18 protein-coding genes are annotated in these 21537 nt (G+C 40.1%); 5 read left to right on the top strand and 13 right to left on the bottom strand.

Annotation, left to right across the window (positions count from 1 at the left end; genetic code table 11):
* Positions 1–6: 6 nt before the first annotated feature.
* Positions 7–1176: an AIR synthase related protein gene (locus QZ574_RS08020; RefSeq protein WP_297088625.1), complete on the bottom strand. Its 1170-nt coding sequence runs from the start codon at positions 1174–1176 to the stop codon at positions 7–9.
* Positions 1177–1304: 128 nt separating this feature from the next.
* Positions 1305–2969, bottom strand: coding sequence for an AMP-binding protein (locus QZ574_RS08025; RefSeq protein ID WP_297088627.1), 1665 nt, complete (start codon positions 2967–2969; stop codon positions 1305–1307).
* 194 nt (positions 2970–3163) lie between these two features.
* Between QZ574_RS08025 and QZ574_RS08030 the strand changes: the two genes are divergently transcribed.
* Positions 3164–3820: an HD domain-containing protein gene (locus QZ574_RS08030; RefSeq protein WP_297088629.1), complete on the top strand. Its 657-nt coding sequence runs from the start codon at positions 3164–3166 to the stop codon at positions 3818–3820.
* 64 nt (positions 3821–3884) lie between these two features.
* The gene (locus tag QZ574_RS08035; protein WP_297088630.1) at positions 3885–4274 is read left to right on the top strand and encodes a VOC family protein; all 390 of its coding nucleotides are present in this window, start codon (positions 3885–3887) and stop codon (positions 4272–4274) included.
* A gap of 16 nt (positions 4275–4290) precedes the next feature.
* Here the strand turns inward: QZ574_RS08035 and QZ574_RS08040 are convergent, their stop codons facing one another.
* On the bottom strand, positions 4291–4854 hold the full coding sequence (locus QZ574_RS08040) for a DUF4126 domain-containing protein (RefSeq protein ID WP_297088632.1): 564 nt from the start codon (positions 4852–4854) through the stop codon (positions 4291–4293).
* A 73-nt stretch (positions 4855–4927) separates the two neighbouring features.
* Between QZ574_RS08040 and QZ574_RS08045 the strand changes: the two genes are divergently transcribed.
* Positions 4928–6826, top strand: coding sequence for a sulfatase-like hydrolase/transferase (locus tag QZ574_RS08045; protein WP_297088634.1), 1899 nt, complete (start codon positions 4928–4930; stop codon positions 6824–6826).
* Positions 6827–6850: 24 nt separating this feature from the next.
* Here the strand turns inward: QZ574_RS08045 and QZ574_RS08050 are convergent, their stop codons facing one another.
* The 10 genes from QZ574_RS08050 to gpmI form a co-directional block, all read right to left on the bottom strand.
* Positions 6851–7183, bottom strand: coding sequence for a hypothetical protein (locus QZ574_RS08050; protein ID WP_297088636.1), 333 nt, complete (start codon positions 7181–7183; stop codon positions 6851–6853).
* A gap of 126 nt (positions 7184–7309) precedes the next feature.
* Complete coding sequence (locus tag QZ574_RS08055) at positions 7310–7825, bottom strand: hypothetical protein (protein ID WP_297088638.1); 516 nt, start codon at positions 7823–7825, stop codon at positions 7310–7312.
* Between the two features lie 9 nt (positions 7826–7834).
* Positions 7835–8392: a hypothetical protein gene (locus QZ574_RS08060; RefSeq protein ID WP_297088640.1), complete on the bottom strand. Its 558-nt coding sequence runs from the start codon at positions 8390–8392 to the stop codon at positions 7835–7837.
* Between the two features lie 10 nt (positions 8393–8402).
* On the bottom strand, positions 8403–11411 hold the full coding sequence (locus tag QZ574_RS08065; RefSeq protein ID WP_297088642.1) for a hypothetical protein: 3009 nt from the start codon (positions 11409–11411) through the stop codon (positions 8403–8405).
* The gene (locus QZ574_RS08070) at positions 11411–12211 is read right to left on the bottom strand and encodes a hypothetical protein (RefSeq protein ID WP_297088644.1); all 801 of its coding nucleotides are present in this window, start codon (positions 12209–12211) and stop codon (positions 11411–11413) included. The genes QZ574_RS08065 and QZ574_RS08070 overlap by 1 nt, the downstream gene beginning before the upstream one ends.
* 147 nt (positions 12212–12358) lie before the next feature.
* A complete protein-coding gene (locus QZ574_RS08075) occupies positions 12359–12928 on the bottom strand; it encodes a hypothetical protein (protein ID WP_297088646.1) in 570 nt (189 codons plus the stop codon).
* Positions 12929–13095: 167 nt separating this feature from the next.
* Positions 13096–13692 carry a hypothetical protein gene (locus QZ574_RS08080; protein WP_297088648.1) on the bottom strand — a complete coding sequence of 199 codons (597 nt, stop codon included), beginning with the start codon at positions 13690–13692 and terminating at the stop codon, positions 13096–13098.
* A gap of 631 nt (positions 13693–14323) precedes the next feature.
* The gene (locus QZ574_RS08085) at positions 14324–14926 is read right to left on the bottom strand and encodes a hypothetical protein (protein ID WP_297088649.1); all 603 of its coding nucleotides are present in this window, start codon (positions 14924–14926) and stop codon (positions 14324–14326) included.
* Positions 14927–15170: 244 nt separating this feature from the next.
* Positions 15171–15746 carry a DUF3109 family protein gene (locus QZ574_RS08090; protein ID WP_297088651.1) on the bottom strand — a complete coding sequence of 192 codons (576 nt, stop codon included), beginning with the start codon at positions 15744–15746 and terminating at the stop codon, positions 15171–15173.
* 95 nt (positions 15747–15841) lie between these two features.
* A complete protein-coding gene (gpmI, locus tag QZ574_RS08095; RefSeq protein WP_297088653.1) occupies positions 15842–17371 on the bottom strand; it encodes a 2,3-bisphosphoglycerate-independent phosphoglycerate mutase in 1530 nt (509 codons plus the stop codon).
* Between the two features lie 252 nt (positions 17372–17623).
* Here gpmI and QZ574_RS08100 point away from each other — a divergent pair, with 252 nt between their 5' ends.
* Positions 17624–20032 (top strand): ATP-binding protein, encoded by a 2409-nt coding sequence (locus QZ574_RS08100; protein ID WP_297088655.1) that lies wholly within the window; start codon positions 17624–17626, stop codon positions 20030–20032.
* Positions 20033–20101: 69 nt separating this feature from the next.
* Positions 20102–21445, top strand: coding sequence for a sigma-54 dependent transcriptional regulator (locus QZ574_RS08105; protein ID WP_297088657.1), 1344 nt, complete (start codon positions 20102–20104; stop codon positions 21443–21445).
* Positions 21446–21537 lie beyond the last annotated feature (92 nt).

Consider the following 21537-nt stretch of genomic DNA (forward strand, 5'->3'; position numbering starts at 1 on the left):
CTTTTCTTAATAAATAAACTCGCCTTTCTCCGACTTAATTGTTAGTTTTTTGCCTTCGAAAGGTTCAACTTTCCCAATAATTTGTGCATCAATATTGAATGATTTTGAGATTTCAATAATCTCGTTGGCAATATCGGCACTGCAGTAAATCTCGTAGCGGTGCCCCATGTTGAACACCTTGTACATTTCTTTCCAATCGGTTCCGGATTGCTCTTGTATTAACTGAAACAGCGGAGGAACCGGGAACATATTATCCTTAATCACATGAACGCCGTCGACAAAATGAAGCACTTTTGTTTGCGCCCCACCTGAACAATGGATCATTCCTGTGATTTGAGAACGGTATTTATCCAATACTTTTTTAATTACCGGAGCGTAGGTGCGGGTTGGCGACAACACCAATTTGCCGGCATCAATATCAAGTCCATCAATGGCATCAGTAAGTTTTTTTCCGCCCGAGTACACTAAATCTGCCGGCACTTCAGGATCAAAACTTTCGGGGTATTTTTGTGCCAGGTAATTGGCAAAAACATCGTGTCGGGCCGAGGTTAGTCCATTGCTGCCCATGCCGCCATTATACTCGGTTTCGTAAGTGGCTTTACCCGATGACGATAAACCCACAATAACATTACCTGCACTAATTTTATCGGCCGAAACCACATCCTCTTTTTTCATCCGGCAGGTAACTGTTGAGTCAACAATAATCGTACGTACCAAATCGCCCACATCAGCCGTTTCGCCTCCTGTAGAATAGATACTTATTCCCATATCGCGCAAACTGGCCAGTAATTCTTCTGTTCCATTAATAATGGCAGCAATTACCTCTCCGGGGATATTATTTTTATTTCGCCCAATGGTTGAAGAAACCAAAATATTATCGGTTGCTCCTACACAAAGCAGGTCGTCAACGTTCATAATCAGCGCGTCCTGTGCAATTCCTTTCCAAACCGACAAATCGCCTGTTTCTTTCCAATACATATAGGCTAATGCTGATTTTGTTCCGGCACCATCGGCGTGCATAATGTTACACCAGTTTGTATCGCCACCTAAAATGTCGGGTACAATTTTGCAGAATGCCTTTGGGAACAAGCCCTTGTCAACATTCTTAATTGCTTCGTGCACATCTTCTTTCGACGCCGAAACGCCCCTCGCGCTATATCTTGATTCCGCTACCATTTACTTTGTGATTTTTGTGGCTACAAAAGTAACAATTTCTAATAGATTGAGTGCCATTTTGCCGCCCACCCATACAAAAAAAGGAAAGTACTTTACAAGCCTTTCCTTTGTTTTAAAATATTTTAGTGTTACGCGTATAAAAAGCGCTTAATTTTCTTTGTTGGTGTACGTTCAAATGGCATTGGATGAAGCACAACCTGGTTGATTCGCGAGAATTTGTTGACTTCCTGATTTACCTTCTTCATAATCTCTTGCAAAACTTCATCCGATTTGTCAGAAATAAAATGCTTTGCTTCTGCTCGAAGGTTTTTAAAGTGTTCTTCAACCTCTTCCATATTCAGGTGAATCATTGCCACCAGTTTGCCTTTCTTTTCAACAACAAGCGATTCCAAAACAAAACGCATTTTGTTGATGACCGATTCTATTTCTTCGGGATAAATATTTTCGCCGCTTGCACCTACAATCATTGTTTTTATGCGCCCCTTTATGTACAAGAGGTTATTTTTATCAAACATTCCTCTGTCGCCGGTTCTAAACCAACCATCGTCGGTAAAAACATCTTTTGTTATATCGGGTGCTTTGTAATAGCCTTTCATTACATTTAGTCCTCTGGCCTGAATTTCACCTTCTCCTGTTTGCGGATCGGGGTTGGCAATACGCAACGATACGCCTTTCATGGCAATACCTGTTGAACCAATTTTTCGATGTTTCCCAACGGCACCGGCCAGCAATGGGGCTGTTTCGGTTAAACCATAACCAATGGCATACGGGAATCCACCTTCATATAAAAATCGTTCAACTGCCGGGTCGAGTTTTGCACCGCCAATACCGAAAAAGCGTAAAGCCCCTCCGAACGATTGATGTAGTTTTTTTGCTGCCAGCTTATGCAAAACTTTTCGGGTTGGAGCGAAACCCGACAAGGCCCTCATTAAGCCACTTTTTTGAAATTCAGGCTGAATTTTTGCCCGGTAAACTTTTTCAATAATTAAGGGCACCGAAAGCAAAACAGTAGGTTTTACCTCCTGAAGTGCCGGCATTAAAACAGAAGCAACAGGCGGCTTGCGTAAATAATGAACAGAAGCTCCGTACATTATTGGCAATAAAAAACCAACGGTATTTTCGAGTGTATGCGACAGTGGCAAAATAGAAAGAAACCTGTCATCTGGATTAATTTGCTGCAAAGTGCGACTTTGCCGCGCTGTCCAAACCAGGTTTTTATGTGTTAACATCACCCCTTTTGAGCTGCCCGTGGTTCCCGATGTATAAATAATTGAAGCTAATTCTTCTTCATCAACATTTATGGGTAAGAACTTGCGGTTTACCTGCGGAACCGATGTGGTTAAAAGTTCCAGATGATCCAATGGAGCTTCCTTGGGGATAATTGCGAGATTATCAACCAACACCATGTGCTCTACAAGCTCACAAACTCTTTGATTTATGGATTTATAAAGCCCTTCTGAAACAAACAATAGTTTTGCCTCCGAGTGCTCAATTATTGTTTCAATTTCGTTGCTATGAAAATCGGGTAAAATTGGGACAGCTATAGCCCCAATAACCGATGTGGCAAAAAACGCCTTACCCCAGTTTGGCATATTGGTACTCAATATGGCCACCTTATCTCCTCGCTTAATACCTAACTCCAGCAAAAGCTCGGCAAGCAACTCAACCTCCTCGCCCAATTGCCGGTATGTGTAGTTTTCTTCACCAACAAACTTTACCGCAGTATTATTGGCAAACTTCTCTACCGAACTGTAAAACAATCCGGGTAAAGTCAACTTCGTTTTGTCAATCATTTTAATTTTTCCTCCCTAAAAACAATCGCGGCAAAAATAGTAAAAATTCCATTTTTTAGTGTGACATAAGTAACCATGTCAATCCTTCCCAATTGACCATCTACCTGTTTTTCAGGCGTTTAAAAACCAGCCAGCTAAACAATTAACGTTTTTTAGGAATAATATTCCTAGTTTTACTGACTAAAATTCGAATTATGGAGTCTAATTTTCAACAAAATAAGCTAATTAAAGCTACTGAAAGCTTTGTAAAACAACATTTTGCAGGCGACAGTTCGGGGCACGATTGGTGGCATATTCACCGGGTTCGGAGCATGGCAATGCACCTGGCGGAAACCGAAGGAGGCAACCTTTTTATTATTGAAATGGCAGCATTGCTGCATGACCTGGACGACTGGAAATTAAAATCGAAAAACAGTGATGAAAGAACGAAAAAATGGTTGAATGAAATCAACATAAACCCTAGTGATGGGACAACAATATTGCAAATAATCGACCAGGTTTCGTTTAAAGGTGCCGGCGAAAAAACAAAAGCTTATACGCTTGAAGCGCAAATTGTTCAGGATGCCGACCGACTGGATGCCATTGGAGCAATAGGTATTGCACGCACTTTTGCTTATGGTGGCAATAAAGGACGCTTGCTGTATGATCCGACTATTCAGCCAGAATTACACGAGAGTTTTGAACAATATAAAAAAACAACCGCGCCAACGATTAATCATTTTTATGAAAAACTACTTTTATTAAAAGATCGGTTAAACACTAACTCGGCAATAAAAATTGCCAATGAACGCCACCTGTTCATGGAAGATTTTCTGACACAATTTTTTTTAGAATGGGAATGCAAAAAATAGCCTTGTGTTTGCATTTTTAACATTTGCCTTTCGTAAATTTACGACAGCCAAAAACAATTTTGTTATGAAAGTAGAACATATCGCCATCTGGACATACAACCTTGAAGGCATGCGAAGTTTTTATATTCATTATTTCGATGCCTCCTCAAGCGAAATTTACCACAACCACAGCAAAGAATACCGGTCCTATTTCCTGTCGTTTGAGGGCGACTGCCGAATTGAATTGATGGAAATGCCGGGAATTCCAAAATCTAAAGATAATCCTTTAAAACAATTTACCGGGCTTGTGCATTTTGCCTTTAAACTTGGCACGAGAGACAAAGTAAATGCCCTTACGCAGGACCTGAAAAAAGATGGATTTAAGATTATTGGAGAACCCCGAACAACTGGCGACGGCTATTATGAAAGTGTGGTATTGGATCCTGATGGAAACAGGGTTGAAATTATGGCTTAGTTCCGGCACCTGTTTTTTAATACTTCTTCTTTTTAATAAACAACCTACGTAAAAGCCAAATCATTACCAACAATATAACGCTGCCCAGCGCTAAAGGAAATGCAATTACCAGCAGAGGCAAGCCGAGTGCAACGGCATTCTCGCCGGTTGCAATTACCGGGTTTCCGAAACCGGCGGTAAACTGAGATGACGATAAACGCGAAACCGATGTTGCCCCCTGAAATATAGAAGCTGTGCTACCACCAACAATAAGCGCAAGAACCCACTTTAGCATATTTTCTTCAACAGGCAAAACCGATGCTGTTAACAAAGTTCCGGCGCCAATAGCCAAGGGCATTGCTAAGGCATCTAATAAATTATCAACAAAAGGAATATAATAGGCCAGCAATTCTACTACGGTGGCAGCGCTAAAACAAATAATAGCTGAACCGCTGGACAACCACTCAAAACTTTCGTTTACAGGCAAATAACCAAAACGTGCTGCAATGCTGGCCAACAACATGGGCACAAACACGCGAAAACCACAGCTTGCACTTAATCCAACACCCAAAAATATGGCAACAATTAATTCCTTTTCCAATTTAAATATAGTTTGTATTGTTAAAGTTACTTCTTTTCCATTAATTTTATGATTTAATCTAAATCAACCAAAAATGAAAATCTTTTACCAAAGCCGGTTTTGGGCTCTGTTTCTATTTTCCGGCATTTGCATCGTTTTTTCTTCATGTTCTGACCCTATTCCTGAAGAACTACCGAATATACTTTGGCTTACCAGCGAAGACAACAGTCCTCTGCTGGGATGTTATGGCGACACCTTTGCCACAACACCAAACCTGGACAGACTGGCCTCTGAAGGATTTTTATATACTCACGCTTACGCCAATGCACCCGTTTGTGCACCGGCACGCAACACCATTTTAACCGGAGTGTATGCCTGCTCAAACGGCAATCAACACATGCGCAGTTACTACCCCAAGTCAGATGTGGTAAAACCCTACCCGGTTTTTTTGCGTGAAGCCGGTTATTACTGCACCAACAATTCAAAAACCGATTATAATGTAAACAACATTAACCCCAACGAAATTTGGGACGATTGCAGCAAAACAGCCCATTGGAAAAACCGACCGAACGACCAACCGTTTTTTGCTGTTTTTAACACAGGAATCTCACACGAAAGCAGTATCCACAGGTCTATTCCCAATGATGAACTGCGGCACAGTCCTGAAGATGTTTTTATACCGCCTCACCATCCGGCAACTCCGGAAATGAAACACGACTGGGCCCAATATTACGATAAAGTTGAAGATATGGATGCCCAGATTGGCAAATGGCTACAAGAGCTTGACGATGCCGGACTTGCAGAGAACACCATTGTTTTTTATTATGGCGACCATGGTGGCGTGCTGGCCCGAAGCAAACGGTACGTATACGAAACCGGTACACACGTACCTTTTATCCTTCGTATTCCCAAGAAATATAAGCACCTGTTTCCTGAAAAAAATACAGGTTCGAAAATCGACCGTTTGGTAAGTTTTGTTGATTTAGTGCCAACCCTGTTAAGCATAATTGGAACACCAATACCCGACTACCTGCAAGGACACGCTTTTCTGGGAACACAAAAAACAGCCGACCCTGAGTATGCATACATGTTTCGCGGGCGCATGGACGAACGGTACGATATGTGCCGTGCCGTGCGCGATCAGAAATTCCGTTACATCCGAAACTACATGCCTTATCGCATTTATGGCCAACGACTTGAATTCCTTTTTCGGGCACCTTCAATCCGGTCGTGGAAAGCAGCTTTTGAAAATGGCCAATGCAACGAAGCACAAAGTGCATTTTGGAACACAAAACCGGTGGAAGAACTTTATGATACCGAAAATGACCCATGGGAAATAAACAACCTGGCAAACGACCCCAACTACAGTGAAGTGCTGGCGCGGATGCGTGCTGCCAATAAAGAATGGGTAACACGAATTAAGGACACAGGATTTATCCCGGAAGCAGAACGAGTAGAACGAGCAGAGGGAGCTGCCATGTTCGACATTATGCGTTCAGGAAAAATTAACCATGATGAAATTATGGAAGCGGCAGAAATTGCAACGCTTGGAAAGGTTGAAAATATTGAAATACTTAAAAACTACTTAAAATCGGATGATGGAGCAATTCGCTACTGGGGTGCCTCGGGCTTACTAATTTTGGGCAAAGATGCAGCCTCTGCTACAGATGAATTAAAGCTGGCCACAAAAGACAGCTCGGCTAATGTAGTTAACGTGGCTGCCGAGGCACTTTACAATTTAGGTGAAAAAGGAATTGCGAAAGAAGGCCTACTTGCTGTTCTGAAAAACAAAAATGAGTTTGCTCGTTGCCATGCTCTGAATGTTATTGATTGCATTGAGGAAAACAGCCCTGAAATTCAGGAAGGAGTTATCGACATGATTGCTACTGCCGAATCGAAAACAAGAAACAAATACGACATGCGGGCAGCCAAATGGCTGATTGAGAAATGGGAACTAAATCCGGATGATTATAAATTTGATTTTGCCTGGTAAGAACAAGCACATCTGCGGCAATTTTTAAAGTTCATCGCCACATTCCCAAATCAACTTGGGGCGATGTCTTTTGTCGTAAAAATCAGCCTGATCGACTGTAACACCCCATTCAACGGGTGTCCCGTCGTAATGAAACATCACGCAGTCGAGACACGACCAGTAATCGCAATACAAGTGGTAGAAATATTCTTCGTTGTAGGTCCAGCGCTGAACCCTGCAACCAACACAGTTGCCAGAGCTTTCCAATTCGCTAAGTTGTGGTTTTAACCAGTTGGGCACCACAATGGGCTCCGGCTCTCGATCTTCACATGCAACACTGGCAATTACGATTAATAAGATGAATATAATTTTTCGCATATCAGCAAACGGGTTGAACTTCAATTTAATCTATAAAGTTAATCATCATAAACGGTAAAAACTATAGCTACTAACTACTGCCGCACAACTACCTATCCTACAAGTTTTTACGAATCATTCCTTCTACTATTTCCAACCTTCGTCAACGGTTATGGTTATGTCAAATTGGTTATTGCCGGCTCCTGATAACACTGATAAGTCTTCCAGCTTAAAACGTATGGGAATATCGGAAATCTCACCCATACCATGGAAAAAATAAGTTTTGGTAGTACTTACCTCCTGGTACACCTCTCCTCCTTTAATATTCGACGAGCCATTACTACCAACCCTACTTCCTTTTCCGGTTCGAACAACCAGTACCGTAAAAGCATCAGAAATTGCTTCTTCCTTTCTTACTGATAGCGTCCACTTTTTATTCGGATTTGTTTTTTTCCCAAGTGCATCCACATCTTTAATAGAAACCATTACGTCGGATGTACTTTCAACAGCTGAGGTATAATTTAAACCAGCCTCGGTAACACTTACCTGCAGGTTATTAAACTCAATATTACCAACTACCTCTACTTCAAAATCCTGAGCGCTCGTGCACAAGGCTATCACTAACAAAGCAAGAATCCCCAAATATTTTATTCTGTTCTTCATCGTCATAACTTACTCGCTAATGGTGTACAATATGGTCAAAATCGACTCGTTAACCGCCGAGAGTTTAGAAAAGTCATCCAAAACCAACTCAAAATCAAGCGCATGGCCATTTTGCATTCCATCGCCGGTATAACAATTACCAACCCCGCTTATAATAACCTGGTCTTCTGAAGAAAGTGCAATTTCGCCAACCGGCTGCCCGGTTTTTCCTTTTCCTGCACCTTTGTAAGCAGAGGCCGAAAGCAATAATTTTACTCCATCAGGTAAATTTCCGCCTTCAATACGAGCCTTTATATCGCGCGTTTCGCTGTTTGTTACCGAGGTATAATTTAACCACAATGAGGCCGAACTGGTGTTGGTCATTATGGGCTCTCCTCCTGAATTTGTATTTGCAATAACTTCAAACTGAATACTATTGTTAATATCAGGCTCAATATCGATTAAAGCGATAGGGTTAAACGAATAGTTTACGGTTAATTTTTTTTCGTTCGGAAACTGAGCATACCCCCACTTGCCTGCCAACAGTAGCACAAACAGCAACACTATATATTTACAATAAACTCTCATGGTCTACTTTTTAATGATCATCAATTTGTAACACTTTTCCACCTTTAATCACTACAACATACGCTGATCGAAACTCTGTTTCCAGTTCTTTTTTAAAACGTTTTGCTTCGTCTAAGTTTTTAAAACGTCCCATAAAATATTTGTAAAAGTTATCTATTTGTTTTTCAAAATCAAAACCTCGCCCTTTAAAGAATGGCGAATCAGGACTTAGCTGTTTTGAAAATGCTCCTACCTGCACGGTGTAAATTTCCTCTGTTGGGTTGGACTTTGGTGCAGTCACTTCCTTTTCTTTTGGCTTTATGGTTGAGAAGCCTGTTGCTCCGGAGCCAGACAATGAGAAACCTTGCGATTTAAAGATGATTTTCCGTTCTTTTTTCTTAAGCTCAACCAGGAACTCTTTTTGCTCTCCGGGCGATAAATTAATTTCCAGATTATTTTTCAGGAGCACATAATTTTCTGGCAGTGAATTTTCGTAAACTTTAAGCGTGCAGAAATGCGGCACAACCAAAGGGAATGAAAAGACCCCATTTTCGTCGGTAAGCACCCGGTAATATTTAAAATCGTTACGTAATTCAACAATAATATTTCCGAGTTTGGGATTTTGCTTGCTGGGTAAATTATTGTTTTGCGTATCGATTAGCTGAATTTTTCCCCGAATTTTGACACCACGAGTTATAACAATATCAAGCTCGGTTTCCTGATCTTCCAGGATTTCCACCCGAATTATATCGGGCATGTCAGGCATTTCATCAAGTTCCAGTTTGGCTCGGTCGATACCCAGCACATGCACCCCGGGCGCTACCGCATAAAATGCAAACCGACCATTTTTATCGGTAATTGCTGTTTTATTTAACAACTGCAGTTGAATTCCGGGCATCGGATCGCCGGTTAAATTAACCAGATGCCCTGTTAAATCGCCGGCTTTTGTCACTTGTTTTAAAGGCACACCAAAAGTGTAGGTGTAATTTGCCGATAAATAAAGCTCCGGATTTTCTGTTTCATTCCTAAAAAGTGTGTAGTAGGTTTGAAAGGCCAACTGGTGATTTCGGGTTACCTTGTAACTTAAATTAAACTGTAACAAGTTTCTGTTTCGATAATAATCATCAATATCGTAGGCGTTTTGCAAATACAAACTGGCGTTTAGCTTATTGGCAAACTTCCCATTCATGGCAATTCCGGCTATTAAATTCTGCTGATCTTCTGACACAATACTGTTTAGATTAGAGTAGCTTCCAAAAGCCCGCACCGAAAACTTTGTGTTAAACTGAAATCCAAAAGCCGTAGAAAAGCGATAGGTATTTTGTTTACTTGAAAGTTCAGAAAGCAAATAGTTGGAAGTTTTTCCATAAGCGCCTGTAAGCGAATAGTTAAAACGATTTATTTTTTGTTGAAACTGCGTATTTATCAAACGGCTGTTGTAATGGAATTTTTCCTGCGAAAGCCTGTCTTTCCTTTCACTTTCATTCCAATATATTCGCAAACTTGTATTGGGTGCCAAATTATAGTTAAGCGAATACTGTAAGGAGCGTGTATAAGGAGCGGTTACAAAAAAAGTATCCAATTGCGCATTGGTAAAATCCTGGCGGGCAAAAACCCCGGCATTCAATTTTTTTGTTAACCGAACAGAAACGGCACCCGAATAGAATTTTGAATTACTAAAATACCCGGGATAATCTTTCCCAACATTATAATATTCTCCGCGAACTGAAAACACGGAAAATTGCGAATTGATATTGCCTCGAAAGGCATTCCCGGCAATATCCCCGGTAAAACCACGCGAGAGCTCCATTTCAAAAGTTGTTTTTTTAAAAGGCTTTAGCATGGTATTTAAACTCATAAGGCAAACCATATCTTTCAGGGTATTGTCTTTCTTCTGGATAAAGAAACCCTCTACCCGGCTTATTCCCGGCTTGGCATAACCGGCAGAAATGGCCAACTCGTAGTTAATATCTTCGTAAAAACGTGGCCGCACATAAGTAAATCCTGCCAACAATCCGTTTTTCAGATTTATTTTATTCTCCACCCCGAACCCATACCTCGAGGATTCGGTTAAGGGGGTAAACTGATAAGTTTTTTCACCTACCGTAACATCAATGTTTTGATTGGAATAATTAAGGTAATACTGATCATAAGTACCCAGATAGCTCAGGTCGATATTATCCGGGCCACGGGCAACAAACTCAAGTTGATGTTTCCCTGCAGGATCAAGCGAACCACTTCCTGAAATTTCGTATTGATAGGCCGATTGATAAACACCATATTGACTAACACCCATATACGAGACCGACGCATTAACCGGAAACCGAAAAAACAAATCCTCGGCAGCACCTTTTACCGGAAAAATCATGATGGTTTTAAAAATGCGATCTTTTACAACGCCCCCTTCAAGCAACACAACCGAAATATAGTCTCTTCGTGTATTGGTAATTTCTTTTGATATCAATTCAACCACCTCAAAGCGTTTTTTCTCGCCCGGTTGAAGTTTAATTGTGACCTCACCATCTACATTGCATTTTTGTGTTTCAATAAAAACGGTCTTTTCGGTGTTTCCATCGTTTACAACAATAAATCCTGCCCGATATTCCTCTCCGGCCATTACATGTTCTTTGGCTTCTATTAATTGTAACGAAATTTTTTCAACCTCCTGCACCCGAACAACTGCTTTCCCCTGGCTTGCAGCACCAACCACAATTTCAATGTTGTAATCTCCAACTACGCTTGCAGCAGGCACTTTTACACTAAGAATCTGGAAATTTTGTTCTTTAGCCTTAACATGAACTTGTCCCAGACTTGTGACCAACTCCCAGCCTTCGGGCAATATAATATTTGGTAAGATTTCTGAATCGGCACTTGAATTATTAACGATGAAAAATGGAATATTAACTACTTTTCCAGGGGGGGTAGCTATTTCTTTTTTAAGAATATTTATACTGTATGAAACATTGGTTTGTGCATGCGTATTCGCTCGTAAAACGACCAACAAAAAAAGCAATATAACAAGCCATCTGTTTGCCAACATTATTCAATTTCGATCGATAGATTTGTACCATACAACCGATCGTTGCCGCAATCGGCAACCAGCACTCCGGTATATTTTCCGGCCTGAATATTCTCGAGTACCAACGACGACATTACCGAGGTTCCCGGCAAAGTCTTTCGGCTTTCACCTTTAATTTGCGACACCGTTGCTCCCGTTTCATCAAATAACTCCAGGCTCATTTCAGGTCGCAATATCCACTCTCCGGTATTTTCAATGGCTACATTTAATATATTGGCTGAATCTTCACGTGCCAATTCCATCCCCAAAAATTGCAAATCGCTGTTTCCTTCCGAGCCAACATTCGAAATAACCTGTATGGCATAACGGATGGCTGTATTAATTCGAACTCCCTGCTGTCGGTTAGCGGTATCTACCTCTACTATTCCTTCAACCATAATTACACTCCAGAAAGTACCCCTTAGCGAATCGTTATCCGGTACTGTTACTTCAAAATCAATGGTTGCTATCTCTGCCGAGTCGAGTGTTAGAATTTCGGGGTTATAGGAAATCCAATTGGCATTGGATCTGGCTAATGTTCCTCCCGGATCGTGCTTGCTTTCTCCGGTATACGAATACCAGTAATCTTTTAAGTATACTTTTACATTTTTCTGCGCTTTTCCTACATTTTGCAGTTGTATGGTTCCCCGATACGAACTTCCCGGTTCAACACTATTCTCTTGGGTTAAGCCATTTAATATAACTATGGATCCATTTGACTCTGTTACAAAAAAAATGAGAACAAAGAATAGATAGGTAATGAATTGGGTGATCTTATTCATACTTCAGTTTTTATCAAAATTAAACCATTAATAATTTTTTAAGCGCTCTGCTGATGGTTTTCTATTAACCAAACCGCAGCTTTACACACTTTAAGCGTCGGCTAAAATTATTAATCTTTGGATTGAAATGCAATTAATGAACGAAAACTAATTGTAATCGGTAAGTGTATAAACCACATTTACTGCAAGATTTTGTTCTTCGATTAAAGCAAAATCTTTGTCGTTGTCGGTTTGCTCCAGTCGGTAACTCAAAAAATGACCGTTTTGAGCACCTTTCCCGGTGTAACAGGTACCAATACCCACAATAACGTCAGTTGGCTGATTGCTGAGTGTTACCATACCGGCAGAAGTCCCCATGCGCCCTTTACCGGAACCTTTGCAGCTTGATGCTTCTACTTGCAAACGAATCCCATCGGGCAGTTCACCCTCAACAAAAGCCACCACTTTGCGAGCAGGAACTGCTTTTGATATCACAGAGGTATAGTTGACCCAAATTTTTTCGCTGCTTACCGCATTTAGGTTAACAATTTCTCCGGCTTCATTCGGAACATTTACCTGTAAGTTTACATCCGTACTATTTTCCGCAACTAATCCGAGCAAGGCCACTTCAGGCACTTCTATTTTTACCTGGTGCTCTGCTTGCTGCTCTTGCCCCACAACAACACGTGTGGCAAGCCCTATAAAAACGAACAAAACTATGGTAACTTTTAATTGCATAGCCAAAGCTACCTAAACACTGGTTAATCAGGTCAATACAAAAAACCTAATTAGCGGGTAAAAAGAGATGATTTTATTGTCAGCAATTTGGAATGTTTAGAAAAATTCGCATAAAAAAGGCTGCCCGTTAATCCGGACAGCCTCAATCTTTTGTTAACCCTTATTTTTTATTCTTCAATGATTGTATAAGTAATGGTTGCATCATAAACATCCGCTTCCATATCGCCAAAGTCGTTATGTGTAGGATCAATAACCAGCTGGTAATTCAATTTATGACCATTTGTTTTGTCAGTTCCGGTGTAACCTGTTTTTATTCCTGTTACCACATTAATTGAACCGCTTGTTGGGATGGTTTCAAATGCTGCATTACCTTCACCTGTTGATCCTTTTTTACTTGCACTTGCATTTTTTTCAACTTTTACCTGCAGGCTAATTGCTGCCGGAATATCGTTCACGGTTAATCCTGCTGTAATTTTATTTGTTTTGCCTTTCGCTCTGATACTGGTGTACTGCAAATAAAAGGTTTCCTCAACCTCCAGTGGCTCCAGGTTAAAATCACCGGCTTCAGTTCCAAACATATCGTCGGTCCATTCCCACTCGGCTGTACCTGCGTTATCTCCTTTCTCATCTTCAATATCAACCAGATTTACGGTTGGTACAGTTACTTTTACTGCATGGTTGGCTTTGTCGTTATCCTGCGCCTTAACCAAGTTACTTACCCCGAAAACAAAAATTCCTACTAATAAAAATGTTACTTTTTTCATGATGTTGTGTTGTTTATTTGTTTGTAATTTCTTCAAAAAGCTTTTGTATCCTTTAGGGTCAGATACGCCTTATTATAAGCAATACCGGTGCCAATAATCATAAAGCCCTGTTTTACTGCACTTTATAGTTGTGCCATAAAAAATATTGTGTCCCGCGCCGGGACAGTTATTGTACATAAGGGACAGAATACCCAAACCGGACAATAAAACATAAGTTCTTTAATCCGTTGTAAAACATGATTAAACTATGATAGAAATCTACAAGATGATGTATTAACATAAAAGCCTGTTAGAAAGTATCACAAGCACACTACAATATTTGCCTGATTGTATTTAACAAACAATGAGTTTAAAAGTCACCTCTGCTCACCTAATAAACAAACGAAATAAATTTCATTTTTTAAAAAATTTGGATATCAGGAAACCTGGAAACAATATACAAAAACAGGTCTCGCCTTAAGCCTGTGCTATTTTGCAGTTAAAAACCTCCATCGAACTTAAATAGCTTGCAAGCATAATAAAAATGTCTCGTTGCCGGGTTCAACCTTTATGCTGCTCCTAATTTTAAAAAAAAAAAAAGACAGACCCTCTGGCCTGCCCTTTCAAATCTGTCCTAATATATTCCTCTCCTCTAATCTTCAATAATTGTATAAGTAATGGTTGCATCATAAACATCAGCTTCCATATCGCCAAAACTGTTATGCGTAGGGTCAATTACTAACTGATAATTTAGCTTATGACCATTGGTTGCCTCGGTACCGGTAAAACAGGTTTTTATTTTTGTTACCACATCAATTGAACCACTTGTTGGAATGGTTTCAAATTTGGCATTACCATCACCTGTTGTACCTTTTTTGCTTGCATTGGCGTCTTTGTCAACTTTTACCTGTAAGCTCATTGCTTCTGGCAATTCATTTACGGTTAAGCCGGCAGTAATTTTGTTTGTTTTGTTTTTATTGCGAATACTAGTGTACTGCAAATAAAAAGTTTCTTCAATTACCAGCGGGTCTGTATTAAAATCACCGGCTTCCGACCCAAACAGGTCTTCCGTCCAGATCCACTCTGCCAAACCGGCATTTTCTCCTTCGGCGTTTTCAATATCTACCAGATTTACGGTAGGTACAGTAATTTTTACCAGGTGATTGGCTTTGTCTGTATCACCTCCCTGTGCCAAAACTGAAGTACTAACTCCGAAAACGAAAATTGTTGCTAAAAATAATGTTACTTTTTTCATGATGTTGTGTTGTTTATTTGTTTGTAATTTCTTCAAAAAGCTTTTGTACCCTTTAGGGTCGGATACGCTTTTTCATAAACAACACAAATGCCAAAACATCTTGGCAATTGATTTACAGCCAATTAAGACTCGTGCCACAAATTTACACAATCTCTATATGGGACATTATTTTGACACTTGGGACAAAGTACATATTTTGGGACAGCAAAAAAGTAGAGTAAATCTGAAGTAGTTCAGAGAGGTTTTATTTATCCGAAAGGATATAATCTGCTGCTATTTCCAACTCCTGGTACCATTCGGCACCATACTTGGCAATTAAAGGCTCCTTTAAAAATTTATAAAGCGGAAGTTTCTCTGCGGCTCCGCATTTTCGGCCCGGTTTACAAATATCCAGTTCCTGGTAGTTTACGGCATCAAAGCGTTTGTATTCGGTTATTCGTATGGGGAATAAATGACAAGAAATAGGTTTTCTAAATTTTGTCTTGCCATCAAAAAAGGCTTTCTCAATGGCACATTTTAATATCCCCTGTTTGTTGTAGTAGGAGTAAACACACTGACGGTCGTCAACAAGTGGTGTTACCAGATCACCATCGCTATCGATTACCGAGTGCCCTTGCTTTTCTACTTCTTTTTTGTGTTTTTCAGGCAATAGATTTTCAAAATGGCTGTACTCCGATTCAATAAGCATGGCCTCTCTATCTGTCAAAGGTGCTCCGGAATCTCCTTCAATACAGCACGCTCCCTTACATTTTAGGATATCGCAAAGAAAATGTTTTTCAAAAACATCGCGACTTACTATTGTTCTTCCAATCTCAATCACAGCAACACAAAAAAAGTTTTTTTTTAAAGCAAGAGCAAGAACCTTTTAATAAAGCCTCTTGCTCTTCATTTATTATTCTTTATCAGGTGTTATTCTTACTTAATAAGATTTTTACCTGTCATATCTGCAGGCACCTCCAATCCCATCACATTCAATAGCGTTGGAGCCACATCGGCCAAAATCCCGTTATCCAGTTTAACTCCTTCTTTTTCTGAAACAAAAATACAAGGTACCGGATTTAATGAGTGAGCCGTGTTTTCCGAACCATCGGCATTTACCGCATTGTCAGCATTTCCGTGGTCGGCAATTATCATCACTTCGTATCCACCTTTTTTAGCAGCAGTAACCACTTCCTTTACGCAAGCATCAACAGCTTCTATCGCCTTATAAACAGCTTCGTAAATTCCGGTATGCCCAACCATATCGCCGTTAGCAAAGTTTAGGCAAACAAAGTCAGCTTCGCCGTTTTCCAGTTTTGGCACAATAGCTTTGGCAACTTCTGGTGCCGACATTTCGGGCTGATGATCGTAAGTTGGCACTTTTGGCGATGGAATAAGAATGCGGCTTTCTCCCTCAAATTCAGCTTCACGTCCTCCGCTAAAGAAAAAAGTAACGTGCGCATATTTTTCGGTTTCGGCAATTCGAATTTGTTTTAATCCGGCCCTTGAAACCACCTCGCCCATGGTGTTTGTAACGTTTTCTTTTTCGAAAATCACATTAATACCTTCAAAATCTGCTTTATATGTTGTCATGGTATACCATTGCAAGTTCATGGTATGCATTCCAAACTCCGGAAGATCTTTCTGTGTAAAAGCAATGGTTGTTTGGCGCAAACGGTCGGTACGGAAGTTAAAACAAATAACTACGTCATCTTCTTCAATTTTTGCCAAAGGCTCGCCGGCTTCGTCAACCATAACAACTGGTTTCAGGAATTCATCGGTAACACCATTTTCATACGATGCTTTCATGGAGGCAAGTATGTCGGTTGATTTCTCGCCTTTCCCTTGAGTATATAAATCGTAAGCCAGCTTTAATCTGTCGAAATTATTATCGCGATCCATTCCGTAATAACGACCAATCAATGAAGCAAATTTACCATTGGTTCCTTCCAGTGCTTTCAGGTCGGCTTCTACAAAGCCATAACCCGAACGCGGATCGGTATCGCGACCATCTGTTAATCCATGAATGAACACGTCTTCCAAACCCATGTCAGTAGCAATCTGGCATAGTGCAACCATGTGTGAACTTAATGCATGAACTCCGCCAGGCCCAATTAAACCAAGCAAATGCACTTTCTTATTGTTCGCTTTAGCATAGTTGTATGCTTTTAAAATTTGCGGATGCTGCCACAATGATTTGTCTTTAATTGCACGTGTTATTTTTACCATATCCTGGTATAAAACACGCCCTGCACCAATGTTAAGGTGTCCAACTTCAGAGTTACCCATTTGTCCATCAGGCAGTCCCACATTTTCGCCACTTGCCAGCAATTGGGAGTTCGGATATTTTTTCATTAACGAATCCATAAAAGGAGTTGGTGCAGTTGCAACAATATCACTTTTCGAGCCGTCGCCGATTCCCCAACCATCGAGAATCATCAATAAAGTCTTCTGATTATCAGCCATTATATTCTGTTTTTATTAATAACATTTTTTAGAACGGACAAAAATATCCTTTTTTAAATCATTAAAGAAATTACATTTACTTTGTTCACACGGATTTAACAATCTTTTGGGATTGATATACTAAATATTTAAATAAAACAGGCTTGCCATTGTCATAATTTTCCATTCCGTAGTCCAGGTTTTCAGGAACCGGGTATTTGAACCGAAGAGGCAACTTATGAAGTACATTTTCGTTTTACTTTTGTACAGACAATGAAAAAAATCAGAATTGAAATACCGGTTGTACTTCTCACTGTTATAATAATTTCGTTATTAGGACTGTCCGGGCACTTTGTGTATAAAAGTTTATCAAAAATTGTTCAATCCATGCTTTCAGAGTCAATCCCCGACAACACGCTTTTGTGGGTAAAAGATGTTGCCATGGAACTAAACGAAACAGAAAACATGGTTAAACTTTATTCGTTAAGTAATGACCGAGTTTACCTGAAAAACTACAAAACAATTAATCAATCGCTTGATCTTAAATTTGAAGAACTGCAAAAGCTGCCGGCTATCGATAGTAGCAAACAAATTCTTGTTGATTCGGTTCTTTTGCTCGCACAGCAAAAAATAGTTATTTGGGAAAAAATATTAAATCTCCACCTGAGCAAAGGCAGCGAACACGAAGCATTTAACGAATATGTTGAAACACTAGACACCGTGTTAAGTGTACAAGACACCATACATTTTCAGGAACCTGAAAAAAGGGGCCTTTTAAAACGCATATTTGGCAAAAAACAGGCTCCACCAACCCCGGTGATCGTTGATCGAACACCCGAGAAACAACGCCTCCAACAAGAATTGGAAGAACTGGAAAAAGAATTGGCTCAACGTAGCAGGCGCATGAGTACTATGGAGGCTGTTTACATGCGTAAAAACCTGGAAATATCTGAAAGTCTGGTAGCTATTATTACTGCGCTGGAGCTTATGGAAGAAGAACACTTCCTCCGGCAATCGCAACAAGCAGAGCTACTGGCCAACGAAACCTACAAACGACTTTTGCTGTTTGCCCTTTCCGTATTTTTGCTTCTTATGTTGGTTTTGCTCCTCTTTTTTCGCGACCTGCGCAAATCGCGATCGTACCAGAATGTATTACGAAAAGCCAAAGCTCAGGCCGAGAACCTTGCCCGCACAAAAGAACTTTTTGTTGCAACCGTAAGTCATGAAATGCGTACCCCGGTTAATGCAATTTATGGTTTAAGCGAGCAGTTATTGCAAAAACAACACGACCCCAAAACGCAGGAAGACCTGAGAGTTATTTTCGACTCAACCAAACATTTAGCCGACCTGGTGAATGACACCTTCGATTTCTCGCGGCTGGAAAAACAAAATATCCAGTTGGTTTCCACTCATTTCTCACTTCACGAGCTGCTGTACAAAATCAATCTTTACAATAAAGCAACAGCAGAAAACAAAAATATATCCCTGCACATCAACAACAAAACGGATAATGACCTCATTTTATATGGCGATGAAGGACGACTAAAACAGGTGCTGAACAACCTGATATCCAATGCTATAAAATTTACCGACGAAGGATCGGTGCGATTAAAAGTAGAAGCCAAACAGAAAAATGAAACTATTTTGCTTGAATGCATCGTTTCAGATACTGGCATTGGCATACCCAAAGAAAGCCAGGAAAAAATTTTTGATGAATTTGTACAACTTGAAACAGACCTGAGCAGAAAAGCCGGTGGCACAGGACTTGGGTTGTACATTGTAAAAAAACTGGTGGATTTGCTGAATGGTAAAATAACGCTGGAAAGCAAAACAAATGTTGGCACTAGATTTTACATTTCCATACCACTTAAAAAAGGAAAAAGAGAACAGTTGCAGCATAGTTTCAAAAGCCACAAGGCGCCCGGTGCATTAAAAAACAACTCTGTTTTAATTGCTGACGATGAAGAATTTAATCGACACTTGTTAAAAAGTATTTTCTTGAAATGGAACGTTGATTTTGATGAAGCAGAGAATGGACAGGCTGCTATTGAAATGGCTGCACACAAAAATTACCGCTTAATTTTAATGGATATTCGAATGCCGTTGGTAAATGGAATCGACGCAGCCGATCAAATAAAAGCCTCGGGGCATAAAGCACGAATAATAGCCCTTTCGGCAAACACCAACAATGTAAAAACAAAAAAGCAAGGCGGAAAGGTGTTTGATGACGCATTGAAAAAACCATTCAACGAGGCAGCTTTATACGAGGTTATTTCCAATTGTTTTAACAACATTGAAAATGCAGAAAATTCAAGCAAAAAAATGAAGCCAACCAGTAAGTTTAACTTAAGCGAACTGGAAAATATGAGTAACGGCGATCCCGCATTTGTAAAAGAAATGATTGAATTGTTTTTAAAAACCAGCAAAAGCAGCATTCACACAATAGAAAAGCACCTTGCCGAAAAAAACGGCAAAAGCATTGCCGAAGTGGCCCACAAACTTGCATCGCCGGTAAAATATTTGAGTGCTACAAAGCTTTATGACCTTATAAAGGCACTTGAAAAGCTGGCAGGCGAATCCGATAATTTCGTGGAGATTAAACAAAAAATAAAAGAGGTAAAGTCCGAAATAAATAAACTGAATCAGGAACTTGAAAAACTCATTTCAGAAAAAGATGAATAACATGCATTAACCTTTTTGAATCGATACATATTCAATACATTTGTTCTGATTTGAAAATATCCGGAGAAAATGGAAGCAAAAGCATTTAAAATTTTTGTTGTTGAAGACGATGAATGGTATCGCCGGTTGTTGGTTCATAATCTTTCCATGAATCCGGATTATGAAATAAAGTCGTTTGAAAACGGAAAAGAATGCCTGAACAACCTGCACCAATTACCCGATGTAATTACCCTGGACTACCGGCTTCCGGATATGAAGGGAATTGAAGTGCTCAAACAGATAAAAAACTCCAATCCTGAAATTCAGGTTATTCTCATCTCGGAACAGGACGATATTGAAGTAGTAGTTGACCTGTTAAAACACGGGGCTTACGACTACATTGTAAAATCAAAAGATATTCGCGAACGGCTCCTTAATACTGTAAATAATATTCGTAAAGAATTTAAGCTGAAAAACGAAATTCATTCACTTCGTCAAGAAGTAAAAAAGAAATACAGCTACCAGAATACCATTATCGGTAACAGTGCGGCAACCCAAAAAATATTTGACCTGATTGAGAAAGCCACCCGTACCAATGTTACAGTATCGATTAGTGGCGAAACGGGCACAGGCAAAGAACTGGTTGCCAAAGCCATACACTACAACTCACTGCGCGCCAAACAACCTTTTGTTGCAGTAAACATGGCAGCCATACCTAGCGAACTCATTGAGAGCGAACTGTTTGGACACGAGAAAGGTGCATTTACCGGAGCAGCATCGCGCAGAATAGGAAAATTCGAGGAAGCACATTCGGGGACTTTATTCCTTGATGAAATTGCAGAACTCGAAATTTCGCTTCAAGCTAAGCTGCTAAGAGCATTACAGGAAAAAGAGATTGTTAGAATTGGCAGTAACCGACCTGTAAAAATTGATTGCCGCATCATTATTGCCACCAATAAAAATTTACTCGAACAGGTAAAAAAAGGCCAATTCAGACAAGACCTTTATTACCGCTTTTATGGACTGCCAATCGATCTTCCCCCCTTGCGCCAAAGAGGCAACGATATTATTTTGCTGGCTAAAAACTTTGTTAGCGAATTTTGTAAGGAAAATAAGCTCGGACAAAAAATATTAACACCATCGGCCAGCAAAAAACTGCTGGGTTACCCTTTCCCGGGAAATGTGCGAGAACTTAAATCGGTGATTGAACTGGCTGTTACGCTCGCTGATAAAAAAGAAATTGAAGCCGAGCACCTACTGCTCGATGATACCGAAAACATCGAGAGCCTGCTAAATGAAGAACTCAGCTTGCGCGAATACAACTTGCGCCTGGTAAAAAAACTGCTTGAAAAATACGACAACAAACCTAAAATTGTGGCCGAAAAACTTGATATTGGGGTAGCTACCATTTACCGAATGATTAAAGATGAATAACAGCTTTCAATTATCATTTTGATAATTCGCTATCATTATGATATCCCTTCGGTCAAGAAGAATTCTCACATATCGCTGACTATCTGCACCTT

Source organism: uncultured Draconibacterium sp. (genome assembly GCF_913063105.1).
Taxonomy (GTDB): domain Bacteria; phylum Bacteroidota; class Bacteroidia; order Bacteroidales; family Prolixibacteraceae; genus Draconibacterium.

Excerpts from the sequence above, each read along its gene's own strand:
- QZ574_RS08030 (WP_297088629.1), top strand. The coding sequence starts at position 3,164 with ATGGAGTCTAATTTTCAACAAAATAAGCTAATTAAAGCTACTGAAAGC.
- QZ574_RS08050 (WP_297088636.1), bottom strand. The coding sequence starts at position 7,183 with ATGCGAAAAATTATATTCATCTTATTAATCGTAATTGCCAGTGTTGCA.
- QZ574_RS08020 (WP_297088625.1), bottom strand. The coding sequence starts at position 1,176 with ATGGTAGCGGAATCAAGATATAGCGCGAGGGGCGTTTCGGCGTCGAAA.
- QZ574_RS08045 (WP_297088634.1), top strand. The coding sequence starts at position 4,928 with ATGAAAATCTTTTACCAAAGCCGGTTTTGGGCTCTGTTTCTATTTTCC.
- QZ574_RS08060 (WP_297088640.1), bottom strand. The coding sequence starts at position 8,392 with ATGAGAGTTTATTGTAAATATATAGTGTTGCTGTTTGTGCTACTGTTG.
- QZ574_RS08075 (WP_297088646.1), bottom strand. The coding sequence starts at position 12,928 with ATGCAATTAAAAGTTACCATAGTTTTGTTCGTTTTTATAGGGCTTGCC.
- QZ574_RS08065 (WP_297088642.1), bottom strand. The coding sequence starts at position 11,411 with ATGTTGGCAAACAGATGGCTTGTTATATTGCTTTTTTTGTTGGTCGTT.
- gpmI (WP_297088653.1), bottom strand. The coding sequence starts at position 17,371 with ATGGCTGATAATCAGAAGACTTTATTGATGATTCTCGATGGTTGGGGA.
- QZ574_RS08085 (WP_297088649.1), bottom strand. The coding sequence starts at position 14,926 with ATGAAAAAAGTAACATTATTTTTAGCAACAATTTTCGTTTTCGGAGTT.
- QZ574_RS08070 (WP_297088644.1), bottom strand. The coding sequence starts at position 12,211 with ATGAATAAGATCACCCAATTCATTACCTATCTATTCTTTGTTCTCATT.
- QZ574_RS08055 (WP_297088638.1), bottom strand. The coding sequence starts at position 7,825 with ATGAAGAACAGAATAAAATATTTGGGGATTCTTGCTTTGTTAGTGATA.
- QZ574_RS08080 (WP_297088648.1), bottom strand. The coding sequence starts at position 13,692 with ATGAAAAAAGTAACATTTTTATTAGTAGGAATTTTTGTTTTCGGGGTA.
- QZ574_RS08105 (WP_297088657.1), top strand. The coding sequence starts at position 20,102 with ATGGAAGCAAAAGCATTTAAAATTTTTGTTGTTGAAGACGATGAATGG.
- QZ574_RS08100 (WP_297088655.1), top strand. The coding sequence starts at position 17,624 with ATGAAAAAAATCAGAATTGAAATACCGGTTGTACTTCTCACTGTTATA.
- QZ574_RS08035 (WP_297088630.1), top strand. The coding sequence starts at position 3,885 with ATGAAAGTAGAACATATCGCCATCTGGACATACAACCTTGAAGGCATG.
- QZ574_RS08025 (WP_297088627.1), bottom strand. The coding sequence starts at position 2,969 with ATGATTGACAAAACGAAGTTGACTTTACCCGGATTGTTTTACAGTTCG.